Consider the following 19,980-nt stretch of genomic DNA (forward strand, 5'->3'; position numbering starts at 1 on the left):
TTTAATTTATTTAATCCAAATAAATTTTAATCCTCTAAACCAAAATCACCGGACCGCACCGAACGATGTCATTGTCGAAAAGCACTCAGGGCAAAAGGGGACTGACCGAAAAGCTGGACTGGATATTTACACACAGGATCTGGGGATTTCCTGTCTTTTTTGTCACCCTCTGGATCATGTTTGTGGGCACCTTCCGCATCGGTGCCTTTCCAATGCACTGGATCGAGTCGGGTGTCACGGCGCTTTCTGCTTTTTTAAACACCCTGATGGCGGAGAGCATGCTGAAAGATTTGCTGATCAATGGGATCATCAGCGGCATAGGCGGTGTCATCGTATTTCTTCCCAACATCCTTCTCCTGTTCTTCTTCATATCCCTGATGGAAGAAACAGGTTACATGGCCCGGTCGGTGTACATCATGGATCCGATCATGCACCAGTTAGGGCTGCACGGCCGTTCCTTCATTCCCATGATCATGGGCTTCGGGTGCAACGTACCGGCGATCCTTGCCGCACGTTCCGTTGAGAACCGGGATAGCCGCCTGATCACCGTGCTGATCAATCCGTTTTTTTCCTGCAGTGCACGCTTACCTGTTTACGTGTTGCTCATCAGTGCCTTTTTCCCTTCTCGCGCCGGGACCATGCTGTTCCTGATCTATCTAATCGGAATCGTACTTGCCATCATCACGGCACTAATCCTGAAGCGAACCCTTTTCACGTCGGAGCACCTGCCATATCAAAAGGATCTCCCCCCCTTCCGTGTACCTGGACTGAAGCGAACACTGCAAAGTATGTGGGACAACGGCGTGGCGTACCTGAAAAAGATCAGCGGTGTGATCCTGATCGCCACCATGGTGATTTGGGCACTGGGTTACTTTCCAAGAAACAGGGACCATTCAGCGGATTATGGGACTCAGCTGGCCGAATTGAATAAAAAATATGAATCAGAAATCCGGCTGACTGATCCGAACGATCGGGACCGGCTGAAAGAACTGCGGAGAAGCCGTGAGGAGCAGACAAGGCAACTTTCGCTTCAGCAGAATGCTGAACAACACGAAAAATCCTATATTGGACAGATCGGTAAGTGGATCGAACCGGCGCTGCGCCCCCTGGGATTCGACTGGAAGATGGGGATCAGCCTGCTATCGGGAATCCCTGCCAAGGAAATTGTCGTGAGCACCATGGGGGTATTATACCAGGCCGGTCAGGATCAGAGCGATCGTTCATCTTCTTCCCTGGTTGAAAAATTGCAAAACCAGGTTTACCCGACGGGATCCAGGACCGGGCAGCCGGTATTCACTCCCCTGGTGGCTTTTGGATTCATGGTCTTCATCCTGATCTATTTTCCCTGCATCGGAACCATTGCTACGATCTCAAAGGTAGCCGGTTCGTGGAAATGGGGTGCATTTACCGTGGTGTATTCCACTTCACTTGCCTGGCTGATGGCATTCCTGATCCATCAGATCGGCTCAATCATTCTATAAATCCCGATCGTCATTCGTCCAGGCGGTTCAATCCCTCCACTGCGCGGGGATAATTTGGTGACAGGCGCAGTGCCTCCTGGTAATCCAGCCTGGCTTTGACCTTCTCATTCAGGATTTCATGACACAGCCCCCTGTTGTATAATGCATCCACGTAGGAGGGATTCATCCGTAGCGTAAGGTCAAAAAAATGAATGGCCATGCGGTAGTCCTCCCGTCTGACAAGACAGATGTATCCAAGATTATAGGAAGCCAGGAAGTAACTTGAATCCAGGGCCAGGATCCGGTGGTACATTTCCTCCGCCCGTTGATCGTTTCCAGATTCCTGCATAAGCATCCCCAGGTTGTAAAGCACCTGGGTGTTTGTTGAATCGATCCTGATCGCGTTCTGGTAGTAGCCGGCGGCAATCTCGGTACTTTTCGGCGCAAGGAGGGAGCCAAGCATGACATAAGCATCCCTGTAATACTGATCCTGCTGGACGGCCTTCTGAAAGGACTCAATGGCAAGGCTTGTGTCACCGGTTTCAAGGTACGAGAGGCCCAGGTGAAAACAGGCCTCGGGATACACTGGCCGGAGTGCCGCTGCCTTTTTAAAATATTCCCTGGCCAGGCCGTGGTCCTGAAGCACCAGGTGCAGATAACCCATTTTGAAGCAAGCTACCGGATGAAGAGGATCCAGATCGGTTGCCTTGTTCAGTGCATCTTTTGCCTTGACTGGATTGTTCATTCCCAGATAGATATCCGATAGTGTAACAAAAAGCCCGGGATTGTCCGGGTCAAGTGTCAGAGCCTGGCTGATGGTGCTCAGGGCTTCGTTGATCCGATCCTCCGCCAGCAATAAACGGGCGCTGTCGTTGAGGGACCCGGCAGTCAGGGAAACGGATGCCGTTGCCTGGTGAGGGATGTCATCGGGTGGAGTCCGGTTATGACAGGCTGACAGCACGACAAGCGGTAAAAGGAGCGCCAGGAAAAGATCTTTCATCTTAGGGCAGGGCCATTGGTGAGTTCCTGTCAGGCAGTGGCTGTGAGGGCCTCCCTGACCTTTTTTTCAAGTTCCTGTGCCAGTTCGGGATTGTCCATCAGCAGTTTCTTCACGGTGTCTCTTCCCTGGCCGAGCCTGGTTTCCCCGTAGCTGAACCAGGTACCGCTTTTCTTGATGATATTGTGGTCGGTACCAAGGTCGATGATCTCGCCCATTTTTGAGATCCCTTCTCCGTAGATGATATCGAACTCAGCGATACGGAAAGGAGGGGCCAGTTTATTCTTGACGACCTTCACCCTGGCCCGGTTACCGGTGATGTTCTCCCCATCCTTGATCTGGGTGGTCTTTCGGATGTCGAGACGGACAGAGGCATAAAATTTCAGGGCATTCCCTCCTGTTGTCGTTTCCGGGTTACCGAACATCACCCCGATCTTTTCGCGTAACTGATTGATAAAAACGCAGCTTGTATGGGTCTTGCTGATGGTGGCCGTTAGTTTCCGAAGGGCTTGTGACATCAGACGGGCCTGCAGGCCCAGTTTTGAGTCGCCCATTTCGCCTTCGATCTCACTTTTTGGGGTAAGGGCAGCCACAGAATCGATGACAATGATATCGATGGCGCCGCTCCGTATCAGGTTCTCGGTGATCTCCAGGGCCTGTTCACCGTTATCCGGCTGGGAGATCAACAGGTTTTCAATATCCACACCCAGTTTTTGGGCATAAAAACGGTCGAAGGCATGTTCGGCATCGATGAAGGCAGCAATGCCACCGGCTTTTTGAGCCTCGGCGATGGCGTGGAGTGCCAGGGTCGTCTTGCCGGAGGATTCGGGTCCGTAGATCTCGATGACCCTCCCCCGGGGCAACCCTCCGATCCCCAGTGCATTATCCAGGGCAATGGAGCCGGTGGAAATTATGCCCACCTGAACGACTACATTGTCACCCAGCTTCATGATGGTACCTTTGCCATATTCCTTTTCCATCTTATCAATAACCAGCTGCAGAGCCTTCAGCTTTTCCCTGTTGTTCACGTTTTCATCTGATGCCATAGATCCAGGTAGTTTAAATGTTCAAAACGGTCCTTTCCAGTTAATCCGGAAATGGGGTAAAATGTTACCCGGTTTAAAAAAAAATCTGCATAAAAGTACGCAAAATCAAATTTCACAGAGCAAAGAGCAAAAATCAAATGTTGTTTTTGTCACAGGTTACAGGTTGCAGATTGCAGGTAAAGGTCGATGGACGCTTACTTTTGATCTTGCTTTTTGCTCTTTGCTCTTTGAACTTATCCCCGGGACAGGATCTGCTCGGTATGGTTTTGCGTATCGACCTTTGTGATGATTTGTTCGATGGTGCCATCCTTATCGATCACAAAGGTCACCCGGTGAATGCCATCGTAGGATCTGCCCATGAATTTTTTCGGGCCCCAGACACCGTAGGCGTTGATGATGGTTCGTTCAGTGTCAGGGATGAGGGGGAAAGGGAGGTTGAATTTGGCACTGAATTTCTGGTGCGACTTGAGAGGATCGGCGCTCACCCCGATGACCTGGTACCCCTGGCCGAGCAGTTGCTGATGATTGTCGCGCAGGTTGCAGGCTTCCGCCGTACAACCGGGTGTGTCGTCCTTGGGGTAGAAATAAAGAACGACCTTCTTTCCCTTGAAATCCTCAAGTGCCACCCTGTTGCCGTTCTGGTCTGTGGCGGTGAAGGCTGGAGCCTTGTCACCGGTTTTCAGTGTTGTCATCATATGATTCTTTATAAGATCAAAAAGCAAATAGTAAAGATCAAAGATCATAAATATTTTTGATTTTTGCTCTTTGATCTTTGATTAAAATTTCATTTTAAAGCGTGTCTCTTTCTTTGAGATCCCTGCTTTCGCAGGGATGACGATCGCTGTGGAGTTAAGGGAGTGGGCGATAAAATTGGCTTACCAATTTTATCGCCCACTCATTCTCTCCCCTTGGCATGCGTCATCCCGGCGTAAGCCGGGATCTTTTTCCCTTTGTAAACCATGCGTCATCCCGGCGTAAGCCGGGATCTTTTTCCCTTTGTAAACCATGCGTCATCCCGGCGTAAGCCGGGATCTTTTTCCCTTTGTAAACCATGCGTCATCCCGGCGTAAGCAAGAATCTGTTGTAATATCGGCACCACTGCGTCAAACCGCACGCTTCGCACCGGGGCCTCCGCGCCTGGCAGATGTATCTGCCATGCAGGATCAGCCAGTGGTGGGCGATCGGGATCAGCGCTTCCGGAATATGCTGCACGAGTTGTTTTTCCGCTTCAAGAGGGTTTTTTGCATGATACGTGAGTCCCAGACGGGCAGACACACGGAAAACATGAGTGTCGACGGCCAGGGCCGGTTTATGGAAAACAACGGAAGCAATGACGTTGGCACTCTTGCGTCCTATGCCTGGTAGCTTCTGAAGCTCCTCCGGTTCGGAAGGCACCTGGCAGGCATACTCGTCACGCAGTTTCCTTGCCATGCCAACCAGGTGGCGGGATTTATTGTTAGGATATGAACAGCTCCGGATCAGCTCAAAAACATCGCTCACCTCCCCCTCTGCAAGGGATTCGATGGAAGGGAACCGCCTGAAGAATAAGGGTGTGATCAGGTTCACCCTCTTATCAGTACACTGGCCCGACAGGATGACAGCCACCATCAGTTCATAGGGACTTGTGTAGATGAGCTCGGTCTCTGCAACGGGCTGATGCACGGTGAAATACCCGATCACCCCCTCAAATCGTTCCTTCCTCGTCATAGGGATGAGGTCAGTTCAGCATAAAGCGGATGCTACCAATGGTTTTCGTGTTTTGAACCGAAAGCGCCCGCGAGTAGTTCATGATCAGGCTGATCACAGAGGGCTTTGGCTGGGACATTTTACATTCCAATTCTGCATCAAACAGACCGTCAGCTTTAAGCTCATCGAACGTGTGGTTAAAAAAATCTTCAAACGTAAAGGATTTCATCATACGCATTCTAGTTGATTAAAAATGAGTTAATTTACAAGTCAAACGGAGATCAGAAGTCAATTATTATGGAAGGATGAAAAATTTTTCCGGAAGAAACTTAACGAACGCAAATTATGATTTAGTCTCCAGGTACTCCTTGGGCGAAGTACCCGTATATTTTTTAAAACAAGCATAGAAGGATGATTTGGATTGGAATCCGGCCATTTCAGCGATGGCTTCCATGGTGTATTTCTTTACGCTTTCTTCCATGATCCTGATGGCTTCCTTCATCCTGTACTCGTTCACAACACCGTAAAAATTCTTCCCCATGACCTCATTGAGTACGTAGGTAAGCTGGCGCCGCGGGATATGCAACTGATGGCACAGGTCGCTCATTGAATAGTTCGCATTCAAATACGGTTTATCCTTCGACATCAACTCACCGATCTGATGAATGATCCTTTCGGATTCTCCGGGGGCAATCACCGGTTTGGAGCGGGAATGCTGAGCGTATTGATCCGCATCAACTCCGCCGGACGCAGCAGTCCGTCCACCCCCCGGGATGGAAATGGCCTTCTCAAGGGCAGTGACCTGAACCAGAAGGGTATCCTGTCGCAATGCATAGTAACCGGTCAGTCCGCCACCCGTAAGCAACAGGATGTTTGAAAAAATCGCTTTTGCCATAGGATCGACTTTAGTCAAAAGCAAGGGTATTGCAATCGCCAGTATGAACAGAACAATGCTGATGGTCTCCATCCTGATCCAGGCGGGTTGAAGGTAGGCAGAGCGGCCAGGATCCTTTTGCCGGGCCAGTTTTTCAGACCTAATGAGTGACCTCGCGTTCATAAACGCCACAATTCCCTGCAGAACGATGAGCACCGGTCCTGCCCAACGACAGATCGCCCTGGCCATCCAAAAGGTATCCGTGATTGCTTCGCCTGCCATAGGAACTTTCCCTGTGATGATCAGAATCCTTTCATTCACCGGAAGCAGTCCGAATGCTGAAATGTTCACCAATAACCCCAAAACAGGAAAAATGAAAAGGATATGGCGCGACCAGCCCGTGACTTCTTGATTCTCATTCGTTAGCGAGTAAATATAGAGGAAAAAAACTGGCAGTATGCTTAACAGAAGGGGGGTAAAAAAAACAGAAAGGACTGTCGTCAGATGGACATAGCCCAGATTGTGAACGGCATTCAGGATTAAAACGACCGACATGATCAGAAGCACCAAACCGATATACTTGCGGGATGGGAAAGCTCTCTTGAAGGTGATCAGCTGCAACGTATAGAACAGTGACTGATAGACAGGCAAGGCATAGAGAGAAACGATTAAATTCTCCTGGGTCAGCATTTTATACAGTAAAGGTCAAAAATAATCCCCTGGATGCCTGTGTGGCTTGTAAAAACAAAATACCTGCACAAAGATAATGAATTTCCATATACCGTCATGGAATTGCAATGTATTGAACTATAATAATCTACCAGGAAGCTCTTCGCTCTATTTCTTCCTGAACACCGGGTAAAACAGGGTGTCCTTAATCACCAGGATGAGTGCGATGATATAAAAACTATCCACCATGAGTGAATACAGAAACTTGTGGACGGAGGAAGCATGATAACCGGTCAGCTGAACAAGGAAAAAGACCTGCAGCGCCAAAAAGATCCCGAAATTGATCAGCACCAACCGGAATGCCTGTTTCAGTGATAGAACAAAAAAAAGAAATAACTGCCAGGCAAGTAAAATGACCGTTGGTTGCAGTATAGGGCCAATCTCCTGGGGAAAGCGAGTCCCTTTGCCCCTGATCAGTTCATAAACCATAAAAATGGGTACACGGTCACTGATCTCGTATTTTATGATTTTATGGCTGCCTGATATTTTCAATAAACCATTGGTGAACCAGGCGAGGATCCGGGCATGAATTGCCTCATATCCGATCTGCCAACCGATGAAAATCAGCAGTGTGATGATCAGCAGAAAAATGATCTTATTTCTGTTTGAATTCAATAATCTCATGATCAAGCAATCATTAATGAAGAATGATCAGGATGTTCCTGACGAGGCTGGGTCAGTAACGCCATCTGAAGGTTTGCGGGCAACCTGGCTGCCTCCCGGAAGGTTACGGTAATATCGCCATAACCAGATCAGAAAAATCAGGAATCCAAAAAGAATATTCCATATATAATCGTGTACCTGATCAAACTGGGCCGGGTAATACTTTCCGATGTATCCCATGCTGACAAACCTGAGGTTATTGATCACAAAGATCGAGGGCATAAAGATGGCCAGGGTGATCAATCGTTGTTTCCAGCTGACTGGTGAAAAAAGACTCAGGAAGATCGTAAAAATATAAAAATTGTAGGCGGTACATTCCATGATGACGGCCATTTGAAAACCACCGACCCTCAACAGAGGGAATTCAGGGCTTTCAATAGGAATGAAAAAGATCTTGCCAAACAGAACAGCGCTCTGGATGGTAAACCGAACGAAAAAACCGATGATGTCATACTGGATGGAGGGCAGATGGAGGATGAACATCACGGCGGCCCACGACAAAATGGCGTAAAAAAGGGGCAGGAACTGCCGAAGCATCTGCCGGCGGGCTTCCTTTTTGGTCATTTTCTGCCTGGGCTGCGTTCTTATTTCATTCTTCGGTCTTCCGGCGGGCATGGTTCAAATAGTAAAAATCAACTAGCAACTGGCAAAAAGCAAATTAGCTCACCTGGATTCATCACCTTGAAAGCGAAGAGCCTGTTTTTTCTCTGCTAAATTATAAAAATACCGTTGGATTTGATTTTGAAGTGCAAAAATTAGCTGATGAGATCTTTTTCCCTGATCATTTTCCGCAGGTTGATCAGTGCATAGCGCATCCTGCCCAGTGCTGTGTTGATACTGACGTCGGTCTGCTCGGCAATGTCCTTGAAGCTCATGTCGGCATAATGACGCATGATCAGCACTTCCCGCTGTTCTTTTGGTAGGCAGTCGACGAGTTTCCGGAGATCGGCATGCACCTGTTCGGTGATGATCCTCTCCTCCACGGAAGCATCACCATAACGCAGCGTATCAAAGATGTCAAAATCATCATGGCAATTGTCAACAACCGGTATCCGCCTGGATTTTCTAAAATGATCGATGACCAGGTTATGGGCAATCCGCATCACCCACTGGATAAATTTCCCCTCCTCCTTGTAGGTTCCCGTCCGGAGGGTGTTGATCACTTTAATGAAGGTATCCTGGAAAATATCATCGGCAAGTTCCGGATCCTTGACTACCATCAGGATATAGGCGTAAACACGCTTCTTGTGACGGTGGATAAGGATTTCGAGGCTGGTCTCATTACCGGATAAATACGCGCCGATTAGCTCCTGATCGCTAATTTCGCTAGTTTGCATAAGCACCCTTGTTTTTGGTTAAGGGTAGATTTTATCCGATAATGTTCCTCCTATTTTTGATTGCCCGGTTTCCCGGGTTTTACGTGATGAATGATGAAAGGTTTCAAAGCTAAAAGCCCCGCAAATATAGGCCTCTGTTGGCAAAATTGCAAATAGATTTTGTAATTTTGCAAATTATTTTTAAAAAATGTTGTTCGATTCACTGGAAAACCTTGATCCGCATGATTTTATCCTCATCAAGGGAGCACGGGTTCATAACCTGAAAAACCTCTCTGTTGCTCTTCCACGCAATAAGCTTATTGTCATAACGGGTCTCTCCGGTTCAGGCAAATCATCACTCGCCTTCGACACCCTCTACGCCGATGGACAGCGACGCTATGTAGAAAGTCTGAGCTCCTACGCCCGGCAGTTTCTGGGCAGGATGAGCAAACCGGAGGTGGATTTCATCAGGGGGATCGCCCCGGCCATAGCCATCGAACAGAAAGTCAATAACCGGAATCCCCGCTCAACGGTTGGAACATCCACGGAAATCTATGAATACCTCAAGCTGTTGTATGCCCGTATCGGAACAACGTTCTCCCCGGTTTCCGGCAACCAGGTCAAACGACATACGGTTACGGATGTCGTTGATCATGTTCAGACCCTTGAGCCTGGAACAAGGTTTTTGATCCAATGCCCGCTGATCATCAAAGCGAAGAGGACGCTCAAAGAACAGCTGTCTGTCTTATTGCAGCAGGGATTCAACAAGATTTCCATCCAGCAGGAAATGATCAGGATTGAAGATTTTCTTTCGGATTCCTACGCCGGGCCGGTGCCTGACACTTGCTACCTGGTGATCGACAGGATGGTATGCCAGCATGGTAAAGAAGATCTGCTGGCCCGCATTGCTGACTCGGCAGAGCTGGCATTCTATGAAGGGGATGGATGCTGCGTGGTGGAGTCCATCGGTGAAGATGAAAGGAAGGTGGTTGTTTTCACGAATCGTTTTGAGCTGGACGGAATGACGTTTGAAGAACCCAGCCCCAACCTGTTCAGTTTCAACAATCCCTATGGAGCCTGCAAACGGTGCGAGGGATTCGGAAGCATCATCGGCATCGATGAGGACCTGGTCATTCCCAACAAGAGCCTGTCGGTTTATGAGGATGCCATTGCCTGCTGGAGGGGAGAAAAGATGAGTGAGTGGAAGGATGTTCTCGTGATGAATGCCTACCGGTTCGGATTCCCTATCTACAAACCCTTCTACGAGCTGACCGATGAACAGAAAGAACTCTTGTGGACAGGGAATGAATATTTCAGCGGTTTGAATGATTTTTTCAACTATGTGGAAGAACAGACCTACAAGATCCAGTACCGTGTCATGCTGAGCCGTTACCGGGGAAAGACGGTCTGCCCCGAGTGCAAGGGAACCCGGTTGAGGATGGATGCCAACTATGTGAAGGTTGGAGGAAAATCCATCTCGGATACCGTATTGATGCCGGTGAGCCAGGCACTTTCCTTTTTCAGGAACCTGAAGCTCGCCTCAACCCACAGGGTTGCTGCAAACCGCCTGCTGACAGAGATCACCAACCGGTTGCAATACCTGGAGGATGTGGGGCTTGGATACCTGACACTGAACCGCCTTGCCTCCAGTCTGTCAGGGGGGGAATCGCAGCGTATCAACCTGGCGACCTCGCTGGGCAGCAACCTGGTAGGCTCCATGTACATCCTGGACGAACCCAGCATCGGCCTGCATCCGCGTGACACCTATCGTTTGATACGCGTTCTGCTGCAACTGCGCGATCTTGGCAACACGGTGATCGTGGTGGAACATGATGAAGACATCATCCGCGCAGCGGACCAGATCATCGATATTGGCCCGATGGCCGGAAGCCACGGAGGTGAGCTCGTGTTTCAGGGTGATTACGATGAGCTCCTCCACGACAACAGCAGCCTCACCGGGCAATACCTTTCCCACAAGCAAATGATCCCGTTGCCTGCGATCAGGAGAACGTGGAAAGATTTCATTGAGGTTTCCGGTGCCAGGGAACATAACCTGAAAGGTATTTCGGTCCGTTTTCCCTTGCAGGTATTTACCTGTGTTACCGGCGTCAGCGGGTCAGGAAAGACAACGCTGGTCAAAAAAATCCTCTTTGCAGCATTGAAGAAAATCCACGGCGGATATGCAGAAAAAACGGGCAAATTCGATAAACTTGACGGTGACATTCAGCGCATAGGAAACATTGAACTGGTGGACCAGAATCCCATCGGAAGATCCACGCGTTCCAATCCGGCCACGTACGTGAAAGCCTACGATGATATCCGCCAGTTGTTTGCTGATCAGCAACTGGCCAGGATCAGGGGATACAAACCCGGTTTCTTCTCGTTCAATGTCCCCGGTGGGCGCTGTGAAGAATGCGAGGGTGAAGGCACCGTAAAGATCGAAATGCAGTTCATGGCCGACATTTACCTGAAATGTGAGAGCTGTGATGGCAAACGGTTCCGCGAGGAAGTGCTGGATGTCAGGTACAGGGACAATACCATCAGTGACGTTCTGGATCTGACTGTTTCCCAGGCGATCCATCTCTTCGGAAGCCATAAAAAGAAAAATTCGATCGAAAGCAGGATCGTGGGCAAACTGCAACCACTTGAAGATGTCGGACTGGGTTATCTCAAGCTGGGGCAATCTTCCAGCACGTTGAGCGGAGGCGAGGCGCAACGAACAAAACTGGCCTATTTCCTGGCAAAGGGAGCGACCGAAGTACCCACCTTTTTCATTTTTGATGAACCCACCACCGGGCTTCACTTTCACGACATCCACAAACTTCTGGACGCATTTCACGCATTGATCGAACGCGGGCATACCATTCTGGTCATCGAACATAACCTGGAGGTCATCAAATGTGCCGACTGGATCATTGACCTCGGGCCGGAGGGTGGCGATGAAGGCGGGACCGTTGTCTTCACGGGCACTCCGGAAGACATGGTTACTGCCAACGGAACCCATACAGCCCTTTATCTGCGGCAAAAACTTTCTCCTGAATCCATCCATTAACCAATAAACCATAGCTATGCTGAAGTCAATTAAAATCCTTGAAGACCAGGAAATAGAGAATATCCTTGCCGAACTGGACAGGCGCGTGGTGTTCGAAAAGACCAACATCATCCCCGAATCCCATGACCTCTATGAACGGCTCCGGTCCTATGTAAAGTACGACAGGATAGGATTCAAATCCGTGCTGGGAATCGACATTTTCCAGTACAGCGGTTTCGGTGAATTTGAACAGACCCTTCTCCCCTTCGTATTTAAAACCATCTTCAAAAGCACCATCCAGTTATGCCTGGAAAATCATCCCTATATCTTTCAGAAATACAACCAGGAAGACATTGAAAAAAGTTTTATCAGCACAGGCGACGGAGGATTTCTCATCTTTGACACACCGTTTCATTCACTCGTATTTGCCTGCAATCTTGCGGTCATATTGCGTATCTACAACTCGTTCCATTATTACCCCAAATTAAGAAGGATCATAGGGGCCATCAATTTACGGTATGCCATTACCTATGACAAGATCAATTCCTTTGAGGACAATTATTATGGCAGGGCTGTGATCAACAATGCCCGCATTCTTCAGAAAGACAACCTCAACCGCTGTTTGATCGACGAAAACGTCTTCCGCTGGTTCACCCTGAACATCGATGGGCTTGAGAACCTGCAGATCCTGACCATACAGGATGTAGCCAATATATATGAGTTCAATAAATATTATGACAAGGACTTTCTGTCCAAACGTCAGGATGAGATCTTTGAGAGAGAACCCTCGCGAAGGTATGGGATCATCAACTCGGACGTGCTTGAGATAGGCAAGATCCGGTCGAAGGAAGCGGAGATGAACATCTACAACCTGCATTTGCAGGTCACGCTCAACCTTTACAATGATGATGACCGGAAGCAGATGCGGACGATCACAGCCAGCCTGGGGAACCTTAATACGTCGGGGATATGAGAGGAGAGAGGAGAGAGGAGAGAGGAGAAAGGAGAGATGGAGGGTGGGGTGTTTGGGTTTTGAGTGTGATCATCCTGTTGGCCCTGATGGGGTGTTCAGACTGGAAACAGCCTGAAAAATCAACGATCACTGTCAGCATTTTGCCGCAGAAGTACTGGGTGGAGCGGATTGCGGGTGACCGGTTCGACGTACGGGTGATGGTGCCGCCCGGGGCCGACTCCCATACGTATGAACCTTCACCGAAAGATGTGCAGCAACTTTCGGAATCATCGCTCTATTTCAGCCTGGAATACATTGACTTTGAACAGAGTTACCTTCATAAATTCCAATCGGTCAATCCCCGGATGAACATCATCGGATTGCCGGAAGATATCACCCTGATCCAGGATGATGACGGTCACAACGGGGTTGACCCGCATTTCTGGTTATCGGTAGCTGAGGTGCGGAAGATCATCAAAAGCATGCTTCAGCCGATCATCCGGCTGGATCCCGGACACGAGGACCTTTACCGGGAAAACTGCGACCGGTTCCTGCAGGAGCTGGATACGCTGGAGGCTTTTTTAGCACAAACGCTGGCATCGGTAAACGGGAAAACCGTGATCATCTACCACCCCATCCTGGCTTATCTTGCACGGGATTATGGTTTTTCCCAGGCAGCCCTGGAGGAAGGGGGTAAAAGTCCATCGGCCCATCACATGAAAGAAATCATTGATCTTGCCAGGCAAATGAATATAAGAACTATCTTTATCCAGCAACAATTCGACAGATCGATGGCTCAGGGCGTGGCAGGCGAAATTGGCGGAAAGATCGAAGTACTTGATCCGCTGGCTTATCAGTGGGTGGATAACCTCCGGGAGATTGCGCGTAAACTGAACCGTATTTTTCAATCCTGACAATCTATGGACAAACTCGTCGAGCTGAATAAAATAACGGCAGGCTACGGCAATCAGGTGGTCCTGGCGGATGTCAGCCTTACCATCCTTGACCGGGATTTCATTGGGGTGATCGGACCGAACGGCGGCGGAAAAACGACGCTGCTGAAGGTGATCATCGGACTGCTTGCCCCTTTGTCAGGATCGGTACGGTATTTTCCCGGGGGGAAGGACCGGTGTAACTTCCTGGGTTATCTGCCCCAGCTCATGCAGTATGATGACAAATTCCCGATCACTGCCCTGGAGGTGGTCTTATCAGGCATCCTGGCGGGAAACCGGCTGGCTAAAAAAATCACCGGGGATGACAAAAAACTGGCCACGGACCTGATGGAACAGATGGGTGTAGTTCATCTGCGGAAAAAGGTCATTGGTGAACTGTCGGGGGGAGAAAGGCAGCGGTTGTTCCTGTGCCGGTCGATCATTTCCAATCCCCGCCTGCTGATCCTTGACGAGCCCGATACGTTTGTCGACAACAGGTTTGAGCATGATCTTTACGGGATCCTCCGGGAACTGAATGACCGCATGGCTGTAATCATGGTCTCACACGACCTGGGAACCATCTCGGCTAATGTCAAGACGATCGCCTGCGTGAACCGTAACCTGCATTATCACCCCTCGAACATGATCACCGAACAGCAGCTGGCAGCCTATGATTGTCCGATACAGCTGATCACGCACGGGAATGTGCCGCACACCGTATTGAAAAAGCATGACCCATGGAACTGATATTCCTTGATCTCCTATCCTACCGGTTCTTTGTACATGCACTGGCAGCTGCAGTCCTGACAAGCATACTCTGCGGCATGATCGGGACATACATCGTTTCCAAAAGAATGGTCTTCATCAGCGGGGGCATTACCCACACATCCTTCGGCGGGATAGGGATCGGGTATTTTCTTGGCATACAACCCATGATCGGCGCCGCAGTCTTCAGTCTGCTCTCGGCCGTTGGCATTGAATATTTTTCGCGAAAGGGCGATATCCGGCATGATTCCATGATCGCCATCTTTTGGGCGCTGGGAATGGCTGTGGGGATCACCTTCATCTATCTGACACCGGGATATGCGCCCAATCTGATGAGTTACCTGTTCGGAAGCATCCTGACCATATCAACAGCCGAATTGATCGCTTTGCTGGGTGTGACCCTTCTGACCGGGGTCATTTTTTCAGTGTTTTATCGTCCGATTCTTTATGTTGCATTCGATGAGGAATTTGCCCGGACGCGCATGATTCCCGTACAACTCATTAAGTACCTGATGATCAGTCTTATAGCACTAACAATCGTATTTAGCATCCGCATTGTCGGCATCATCCTGGTCATTTCATTGCTGACGATCCCACAGACTGCGGCCAACCTGCTGACCAGACGGTTTGACCGGATCATCCTCTATTCCATCCTGCTGGCGCTCTCAGGGACCATCGGGGGATTGATCCTGTCGTATTACCTGAATATCCCCTCCGGGGCGACGATCATTTTTTGCCTGGTGGTGATTTTTCTCACAGTACGGTTGACGAAAAAGAGATAACCTGTCAAACCTGAATGATCCTGTACTCAACAGGACGGGGAACCCCCTTGAAGTCCTCAAGGTACTTACCGGAAACGAATTTCAGACAGCCCTGGTCCAGGGAAATCTTTTCTGAGGTGACATCTTCCTGGACTTTTTGAAAAAATTTCTCGCTGATCACAATCCGGTACGGTTTGGCCTTCGACATCAGCCTTGCCGAAAGGTCCACGTCCTTTCCGTAATAATCATTGTATCCTTCCAGAAAGGTCACATTGTACACCTCAGTACAATAATGTATGGCCACCTTACAGGGGAGAAAGAGATCTTCTACCGGAAAATTCTTTATGTTGTCGAGGGTTGCATAAATTTCCTCCAGTAACGCAAAGCACGTATGAAAGGTTGACTTGCGGTGAAGCTCCTGGTCAGGGATAAAAAGCATGATCTCGTCGCCGATTCCTTTGACAATGTTATCCGGGAAGTCGTTGAGAAGCGAGATGAAGTTAAACGTGTTGTTCAGTTTTTGCCCCCACCTGGTAAAGGGCTCACGGTATTTGATCCAGGTAGAGTCGACAATATCAATGAAAAGGCAAACTCCAGGGCATTTGGGCACGTCCTGAAGCACCCGTTCAATCCCGGCGGACCGGGGATCCTTGTCATGAATCCATTGAGCCATGCATCAGAATTGTTTCAGGGCTTCCTCACGCGTGGGGTAAATTGAAAAAATGCTGGTGAATCCGGAAATCTCAAAAATCTCACGGATGTTTTCCTGCAGGCAGCAAAGGACGAACATTCCCTTGACGGAATTGATCTTTTTGAGGCCCATCAGCATGATCCGCAGCCCGGAACTGCTGATGTAGGACAAATCGTTGCAATCTACCAGAAGGTTATGCTGGTTGTCATCGATCAGCTTCATGATTTTCTCCTCAAGAAAACTGTAGTTGGTGGTGTCTAATCTGCCTTTCAGTTCAAGGATGATGACACCATCCTGTAAAATGTCGGTTATTTCCATTGAAGTTATTGTTTGACTTGTTTCGATAAAAGCAGTCTGTTATGATTCCCGGCGCGCTCATAAGCATAGGTATCCATGATCTCACGAACGAAATGGATCCCCAGTCCTCCGATTTTTCTCTCCTCCGGCGATTTGTTCAGGTCACCGGGTACATCGACACTGAAGGGATCAAAAGCTTTACCATCATCTTCAATCTGCAGAAAAATCCAGTCGTTCCGGAGATACATCCGAATCATGATATTATGGCCGAGATCGTCTTCAAACCCATAAAAGATAATATTGGTGATCAGTTCCTCCAGTACCAGGTTCAACGAAAAAATATCCCTGGAAGTCAGATCCCATGCCTCTCCCTGCTTCTCAACAAACGCACGTATCCTCTCAAGTTCCTGTATATCATTATGTATGATAAGATCAGCCGCTGTCATGATAGCCCAATGATTCCGCACGTGTATACGTTATTCATCCGGTAAAGTTAATAAGTTTTGTAAGGTTTTTTTAGATTTTATGGGTAAAGTAAATAAATTAGGTGGATATTTACCAAAAGATGGAATTATTTAGGCCAGAAGGTGATCTTGTGAAGATTCTCTTCATTGTGTATGTTCAAATTTTGTAAATTTCACCAGCATGAATGAGAGCAGAATACCCTTAAATCCCTTTCCAGGCATCCGCAGCTACGAAATAGAGGAAGACTTTCTATTCTTCGGAAGGGATCATCTTATCAGGGAATTGGTCACCATGTTGTCTGACACGCATTTTATTGCACTCACCGGGGCTTCCGGAAGCGGGAAATCTTCCCTGATCAAAGCAGGTCTGATCCCCGCACTGGTGAAGCAAACGGCCGGTGAAGACACCGGCCGGTGGGAATATGCCATTTTCAGGCCCGGGGATGATCCTATCGGACAAATGGCTGATGCATTGTTTACAACGGTGAGAAAAGGGACAGGGAATGAAAGTCCTTACAAAGAAGCACAAGAGATTGAGAAGATCCTGCGCTCGGGCAGGGAAGGGTTCGTTGACGTATTTGAAAAGATGCACACATTTTTTCGAAACAGTAACCTGCTTCTTGTCATTGATCAGTTTGAGGAGTTGTTCCGGTTCAAAAGCAATTTCACGGATTCAGTTGTCACTGCTGACGCTGACCATTTGGTTGAATTGTTACTTTATGCGCTGGAACAGAAGGGTTTTCCGGTCTACGTCATCCTGTCGCTCCGGTCCGATTTCATTGACCGGTGCACAGATTACCCGGGTCTGACAGAAAAGATCAACCACGGATATTACCTGATCCCCCGAATGACCCGGGAGGATATCCGCCAGGCCATAACCGGTCCTGTCGGCGTGGGTGGTGCACAGATATCCGAAAAGCTTGTCGGCCGTTTGCTGGAAGAGGTCAGCACTGAACCAGACCAACTTCCCATCCTGCAGCACGCGCTGATGAGGACCTGGGAAAAATGGCTCCAGAAACGCACCAGTGAGCCCGTGATCGATGAACATCATTACGAATCCATCGGGACGATGCAGGATGCCCTATCGCTTCATGCCGAGGAGATCTTCCTGTCAATGAGTGATGCAAGGCAGCAGGTTCTGGCGGAAAAACTCTTCAAGGCGCTGGTGGTGGTGGGAGAAGACAACAGGGGCACACGCAGGCCGACACAGCTGGGGGAAATATGCAGCATTGCCGGCGTCAAATCCCAGGAGGTCATTGAGGTGGTCGAAAGCTTCCGCAGTCCTGGCCGATCGTTCCTGATGCCACCCCCGGGAGTCTCCTTAAATGAGGACTCGATCATCGACATCACCCACGAGAGCCTGATGCGCATCTGGAAAAGGCTCCGGGTGTGGGTTGAAGAGGAGACTCAGTCAGCTCAGCTCTATCAGCGGCTTTCCAAGTCCGCCGAACTTTACCAGCAGGGCAAAACAGGGCTCTGGGTGGATCCTGAGCTGCACCTTGCCGTTAAATGGAAAGAGAACATCAAGCCGAACCAGGCATGGGCCAGCCGGTACGATCCTGCTTTCGACAGGGCCATCCAGTTTCTGAACTACAGCCAGAAAGAAGCGGAGCTGGCCGTTGCACGCAAAGAGGAACACCAGAAAAGAGAGCTTGCCAGAGCCAGACGGTTCGCCATCATCCTTGGCCTGGCCTCGGTCGTTTCCATCTTCTTCCTGATCATATCCATCAATCTCACTTTCAAAGCAGAAGCCAGCGAGCGAAAAGCACAGGAGAAAGAAAAACTGGCCATGCTTGAAAACCTTAAAGCTGCCGCACAGCGAAAGGAGGCCATCATACAGCGGAGAATTTCAGAACAACAGCAGCAGATAGCCGAACAACAGAAGATCATCACCGAAGAGCAGAAAGAATTTGCCATTCAGCAACAGCAAATTGCGTTCAGTGAGCGTAAGGAGGCCATCCTTCAGAAACAGCTTGCCGAGGAAGCCAGAAATGAAGCGGTACTTGCCCGGGACTATGCACAGGAACAGGGCAAGATCGCACTGGAACAAAAAGGGATCGCCGAGTCGGAAAGAGCCAAAGCCGAAGTTTCGGAAAGGAATGCCAGGAGACTTCGATTGCTTGCAGTGGCAAATGCCATGGCGATTAAATCGGTCGAAATTCAAAAAAGCGTAAAGGGTGATCTTCCTGCCTTACTGGCTCTTCAGGCTTATCGTCTGAACCGGCAGAATGAAGGATCACAGCAGGATCCGGATATTTTCAAAGCGTTGTCGGGTGTCAGTAAAGGCGATGCCATGCTCTGGATCCATCAGAATGAAGTGCGTTCAGTTATCGTCGGCAATAAAAGCGGAATCTTGTATTCCTGCAGCCTGGATGGTACGGTGAAGATCACGGATACGGGCAAACCAGGCGAGCCTGTCCGTACCCTGAGCACGGAAGAGAAGGACCGTGACGAGTATTTCTCACTGGCCCTGAGTACCGATGAACGCTTTCTTGCTGCGGGAACCTATCACGGGAAGATCCTTCTGTGGGATCTGAATGACCAGGATGGGATGCCTTTCGTGCTGAACGGGCATACGTTCATTGTCACGCACCTCAGCTTCAATCCCGTGAGCGGGGAGCTGGCCTCTTCCAGTGCCGACGGGAGCATCCGCATCTGGGATCCAATGCATGCCAACGATCCCGGACGGGTGATCGATCAGACCTTTTCAAGAATGACGGTCGTCTGTTACTCCCCGGATGGAAATGAATTGTCGTGGGCCAATGAGAAAGGAGAGATCAAGATAATGAATCTCAAAAGCATGGCTGCTATCCCGGTCGTCATCCAGCAGGCAGGCGCAGCAGTCTATTCCATGGCTTTCAGTAATGAGGGAGACCTGCTCGCCTGCGGAGACGGCAGCGGATCGATCCTGTTATGGAAGTCAATCCAGCCATCTGGCTCACCGGTTTCCCTGATCGGACATCTGTCCCGTGTCAGCGGTCTTAAATTCAGTCCCGACGGCACGACACTGGGAAGCTGCAGCTACGATGGCACGGTCAGGCTGTGGAACTACCTGTCGGCCGAGGAACCTCCCATCGTGATGGATGACTATGATTTCTGGATCACCTGCCTGGCCTTCACGGCCGGTGGTGATAAACTGATCACGGGCAGCGCAGATAAAACGATCAGGATGAGGTTAATCAACACGGAAGTGCTTACACGTCTTTTATGTGCCGATCTTTCAAGGAACATGACCCAGGAGGAATGGAATCTTTATGTCGGGCCTGACATCGGTTATTCCAAAACCTGCGAAAATCTTCCTTAAGGCAACCTTATT

At 49.3% G+C, this 19,980-nt stretch carries 19 protein-coding genes; 7 read left to right on the top strand and 12 right to left on the bottom strand.

Annotated elements, in window-relative coordinates:
- Positions 1 to 71 precede the first annotated feature (71 nt).
- Positions 72 to 1,481 carry a ferrous iron transport protein B gene (feoB, locus tag PKI34_09125; GenBank protein ID HNS17967.1) on the top strand — a complete coding sequence of 470 codons (1,410 nt, stop codon included), beginning with the start codon at positions 72 to 74 and terminating at the stop codon, positions 1,479 to 1,481.
- A gap of 10 nt (positions 1,482 to 1,491) precedes the next feature.
- On the opposite strand, the gene PKI34_09130 is transcribed toward feoB, so the two are convergent.
- The 9 genes from PKI34_09130 to PKI34_09170 all read right to left on the bottom strand — a co-directional run bounded on the left by PKI34_09130 (position 1,492) and on the right by PKI34_09170 (position 8,792).
- The gene (locus PKI34_09130) at positions 1,492 to 2,460 is read right to left on the bottom strand and encodes a tetratricopeptide repeat protein (GenBank protein ID HNS17968.1); all 969 of its coding nucleotides are present in this window, start codon (positions 2,458 to 2,460) and stop codon (positions 1,492 to 1,494) included.
- Positions 2,461 to 2,489: 29 nt separating this feature from the next.
- On the bottom strand, positions 2,490 to 3,503 hold the full coding sequence (gene recA, locus PKI34_09135; protein ID HNS17969.1) for a recombinase RecA: 1,014 nt from the start codon (positions 3,501 to 3,503) through the stop codon (positions 2,490 to 2,492).
- Positions 3,504 to 3,736: 233 nt separating this feature from the next.
- Positions 3,737 to 4,195 carry a thioredoxin-dependent thiol peroxidase gene (gene bcp / locus PKI34_09140; GenBank protein ID HNS17970.1) on the bottom strand — a complete coding sequence of 153 codons (459 nt, stop codon included), beginning with the start codon at positions 4,193 to 4,195 and terminating at the stop codon, positions 3,737 to 3,739.
- A 364-nt stretch (positions 4,196 to 4,559) separates the two neighbouring features.
- Complete coding sequence (gene nth, locus PKI34_09145; protein ID HNS17971.1) at positions 4,560 to 5,210, bottom strand: endonuclease III; 651 nt, start codon at positions 5,208 to 5,210, stop codon at positions 4,560 to 4,562.
- Between the two features lie 10 nt (positions 5,211 to 5,220).
- Positions 5,221 to 5,421 carry a hypothetical protein gene (locus PKI34_09150; protein HNS17972.1) on the bottom strand — a complete coding sequence of 67 codons (201 nt, stop codon included), beginning with the start codon at positions 5,419 to 5,421 and terminating at the stop codon, positions 5,221 to 5,223.
- A gap of 111 nt (positions 5,422 to 5,532) precedes the next feature.
- On the bottom strand, positions 5,533 to 6,753 hold the full coding sequence (locus tag PKI34_09155) for a helix-turn-helix domain-containing protein (GenBank protein HNS17973.1): 1,221 nt from the start codon (positions 6,751 to 6,753) through the stop codon (positions 5,533 to 5,535).
- Positions 6,754 to 6,900: 147 nt separating this feature from the next.
- The gene (locus PKI34_09160; protein ID HNS17974.1) at positions 6,901 to 7,416 is read right to left on the bottom strand and encodes a hypothetical protein; all 516 of its coding nucleotides are present in this window, start codon (positions 7,414 to 7,416) and stop codon (positions 6,901 to 6,903) included.
- A 27-nt stretch (positions 7,417 to 7,443) separates the two neighbouring features.
- Positions 7,444 to 8,019: an archaeosortase/exosortase family protein gene (locus PKI34_09165; protein ID HNS17975.1), complete on the bottom strand. Its 576-nt coding sequence runs from the start codon at positions 8,017 to 8,019 to the stop codon at positions 7,444 to 7,446.
- 191 nt (positions 8,020 to 8,210) lie between these two features.
- On the bottom strand, positions 8,211 to 8,792 hold the full coding sequence (locus tag PKI34_09170) for a sigma-70 family RNA polymerase sigma factor (GenBank protein HNS17976.1): 582 nt from the start codon (positions 8,790 to 8,792) through the stop codon (positions 8,211 to 8,213).
- Positions 8,793 to 8,979: 187 nt separating this feature from the next.
- On the opposite strand from PKI34_09170, the gene uvrA reads away from it, so the two are divergent.
- From uvrA to PKI34_09195, 5 genes are read left to right on the top strand one after another with little or no spacing between them, the layout of a single operon-like run.
- Positions 8,980 to 11,823 (top strand): excinuclease ABC subunit UvrA, encoded by a 2,844-nt coding sequence (uvrA, locus tag PKI34_09175; GenBank protein HNS17977.1) that lies wholly within the window; start codon positions 8,980 to 8,982, stop codon positions 11,821 to 11,823.
- A 16-nt stretch (positions 11,824 to 11,839) separates the two neighbouring features.
- Positions 11,840 to 12,775: a hypothetical protein gene (locus tag PKI34_09180; protein ID HNS17978.1), complete on the top strand. Its 936-nt coding sequence runs from the start codon at positions 11,840 to 11,842 to the stop codon at positions 12,773 to 12,775.
- Entirely contained in the window at positions 12,772 to 13,668 is an 897-nt protein-coding gene (locus PKI34_09185; GenBank protein HNS17979.1) for a zinc ABC transporter substrate-binding protein, read from the top strand. Before PKI34_09180 ends, PKI34_09185 begins: the two co-directional genes overlap by 4 nt.
- 6 nt (positions 13,669 to 13,674) lie before the next feature.
- Entirely contained in the window at positions 13,675 to 14,433 is a 759-nt protein-coding gene (locus PKI34_09190; protein HNS17980.1) for an ABC transporter ATP-binding protein, read from the top strand.
- The gene (locus PKI34_09195) at positions 14,424 to 15,233 is read left to right on the top strand and encodes a metal ABC transporter permease (GenBank protein ID HNS17981.1); all 810 of its coding nucleotides are present in this window, start codon (positions 14,424 to 14,426) and stop codon (positions 15,231 to 15,233) included. Before PKI34_09190 ends, PKI34_09195 begins: the two co-directional genes overlap by 10 nt.
- Positions 15,234 to 15,237: 4 nt before the next feature.
- On the opposite strand, the gene PKI34_09200 is transcribed toward PKI34_09195, so the two are convergent.
- From PKI34_09200 to PKI34_09210, 3 genes are read right to left on the bottom strand one after another with little or no spacing between them, the layout of a single operon-like run.
- Positions 15,238 to 15,885, bottom strand: coding sequence for an adenylate/guanylate cyclase domain-containing protein (locus tag PKI34_09200; protein ID HNS17982.1), 648 nt, complete (start codon positions 15,883 to 15,885; stop codon positions 15,238 to 15,240).
- 3 nt (positions 15,886 to 15,888) lie between these two features.
- Positions 15,889 to 16,221, bottom strand: coding sequence for an STAS domain-containing protein (locus PKI34_09205; protein HNS17983.1), 333 nt, complete (start codon positions 16,219 to 16,221; stop codon positions 15,889 to 15,891).
- Between the two features lie 5 nt (positions 16,222 to 16,226).
- Positions 16,227 to 16,646, bottom strand: coding sequence for an ATP-binding protein (locus PKI34_09210; GenBank protein HNS17984.1), 420 nt, complete (start codon positions 16,644 to 16,646; stop codon positions 16,227 to 16,229).
- A gap of 199 nt (positions 16,647 to 16,845) precedes the next feature.
- Between PKI34_09210 and PKI34_09215 the strand changes: the two genes are divergently transcribed.
- The gene (locus tag PKI34_09215) at positions 16,846 to 19,968 is read left to right on the top strand and encodes a hypothetical protein (GenBank protein HNS17985.1); all 3,123 of its coding nucleotides are present in this window, start codon (positions 16,846 to 16,848) and stop codon (positions 19,966 to 19,968) included.
- Positions 19,969 to 19,980 lie beyond the last annotated feature (12 nt).

It is taken from the genome of Bacteroidales bacterium, assembly GCA_035342335.1.
Classification (GTDB): Bacteria; Bacteroidota; Bacteroidia; order Bacteroidales; family JAGONC01; genus JAGONC01.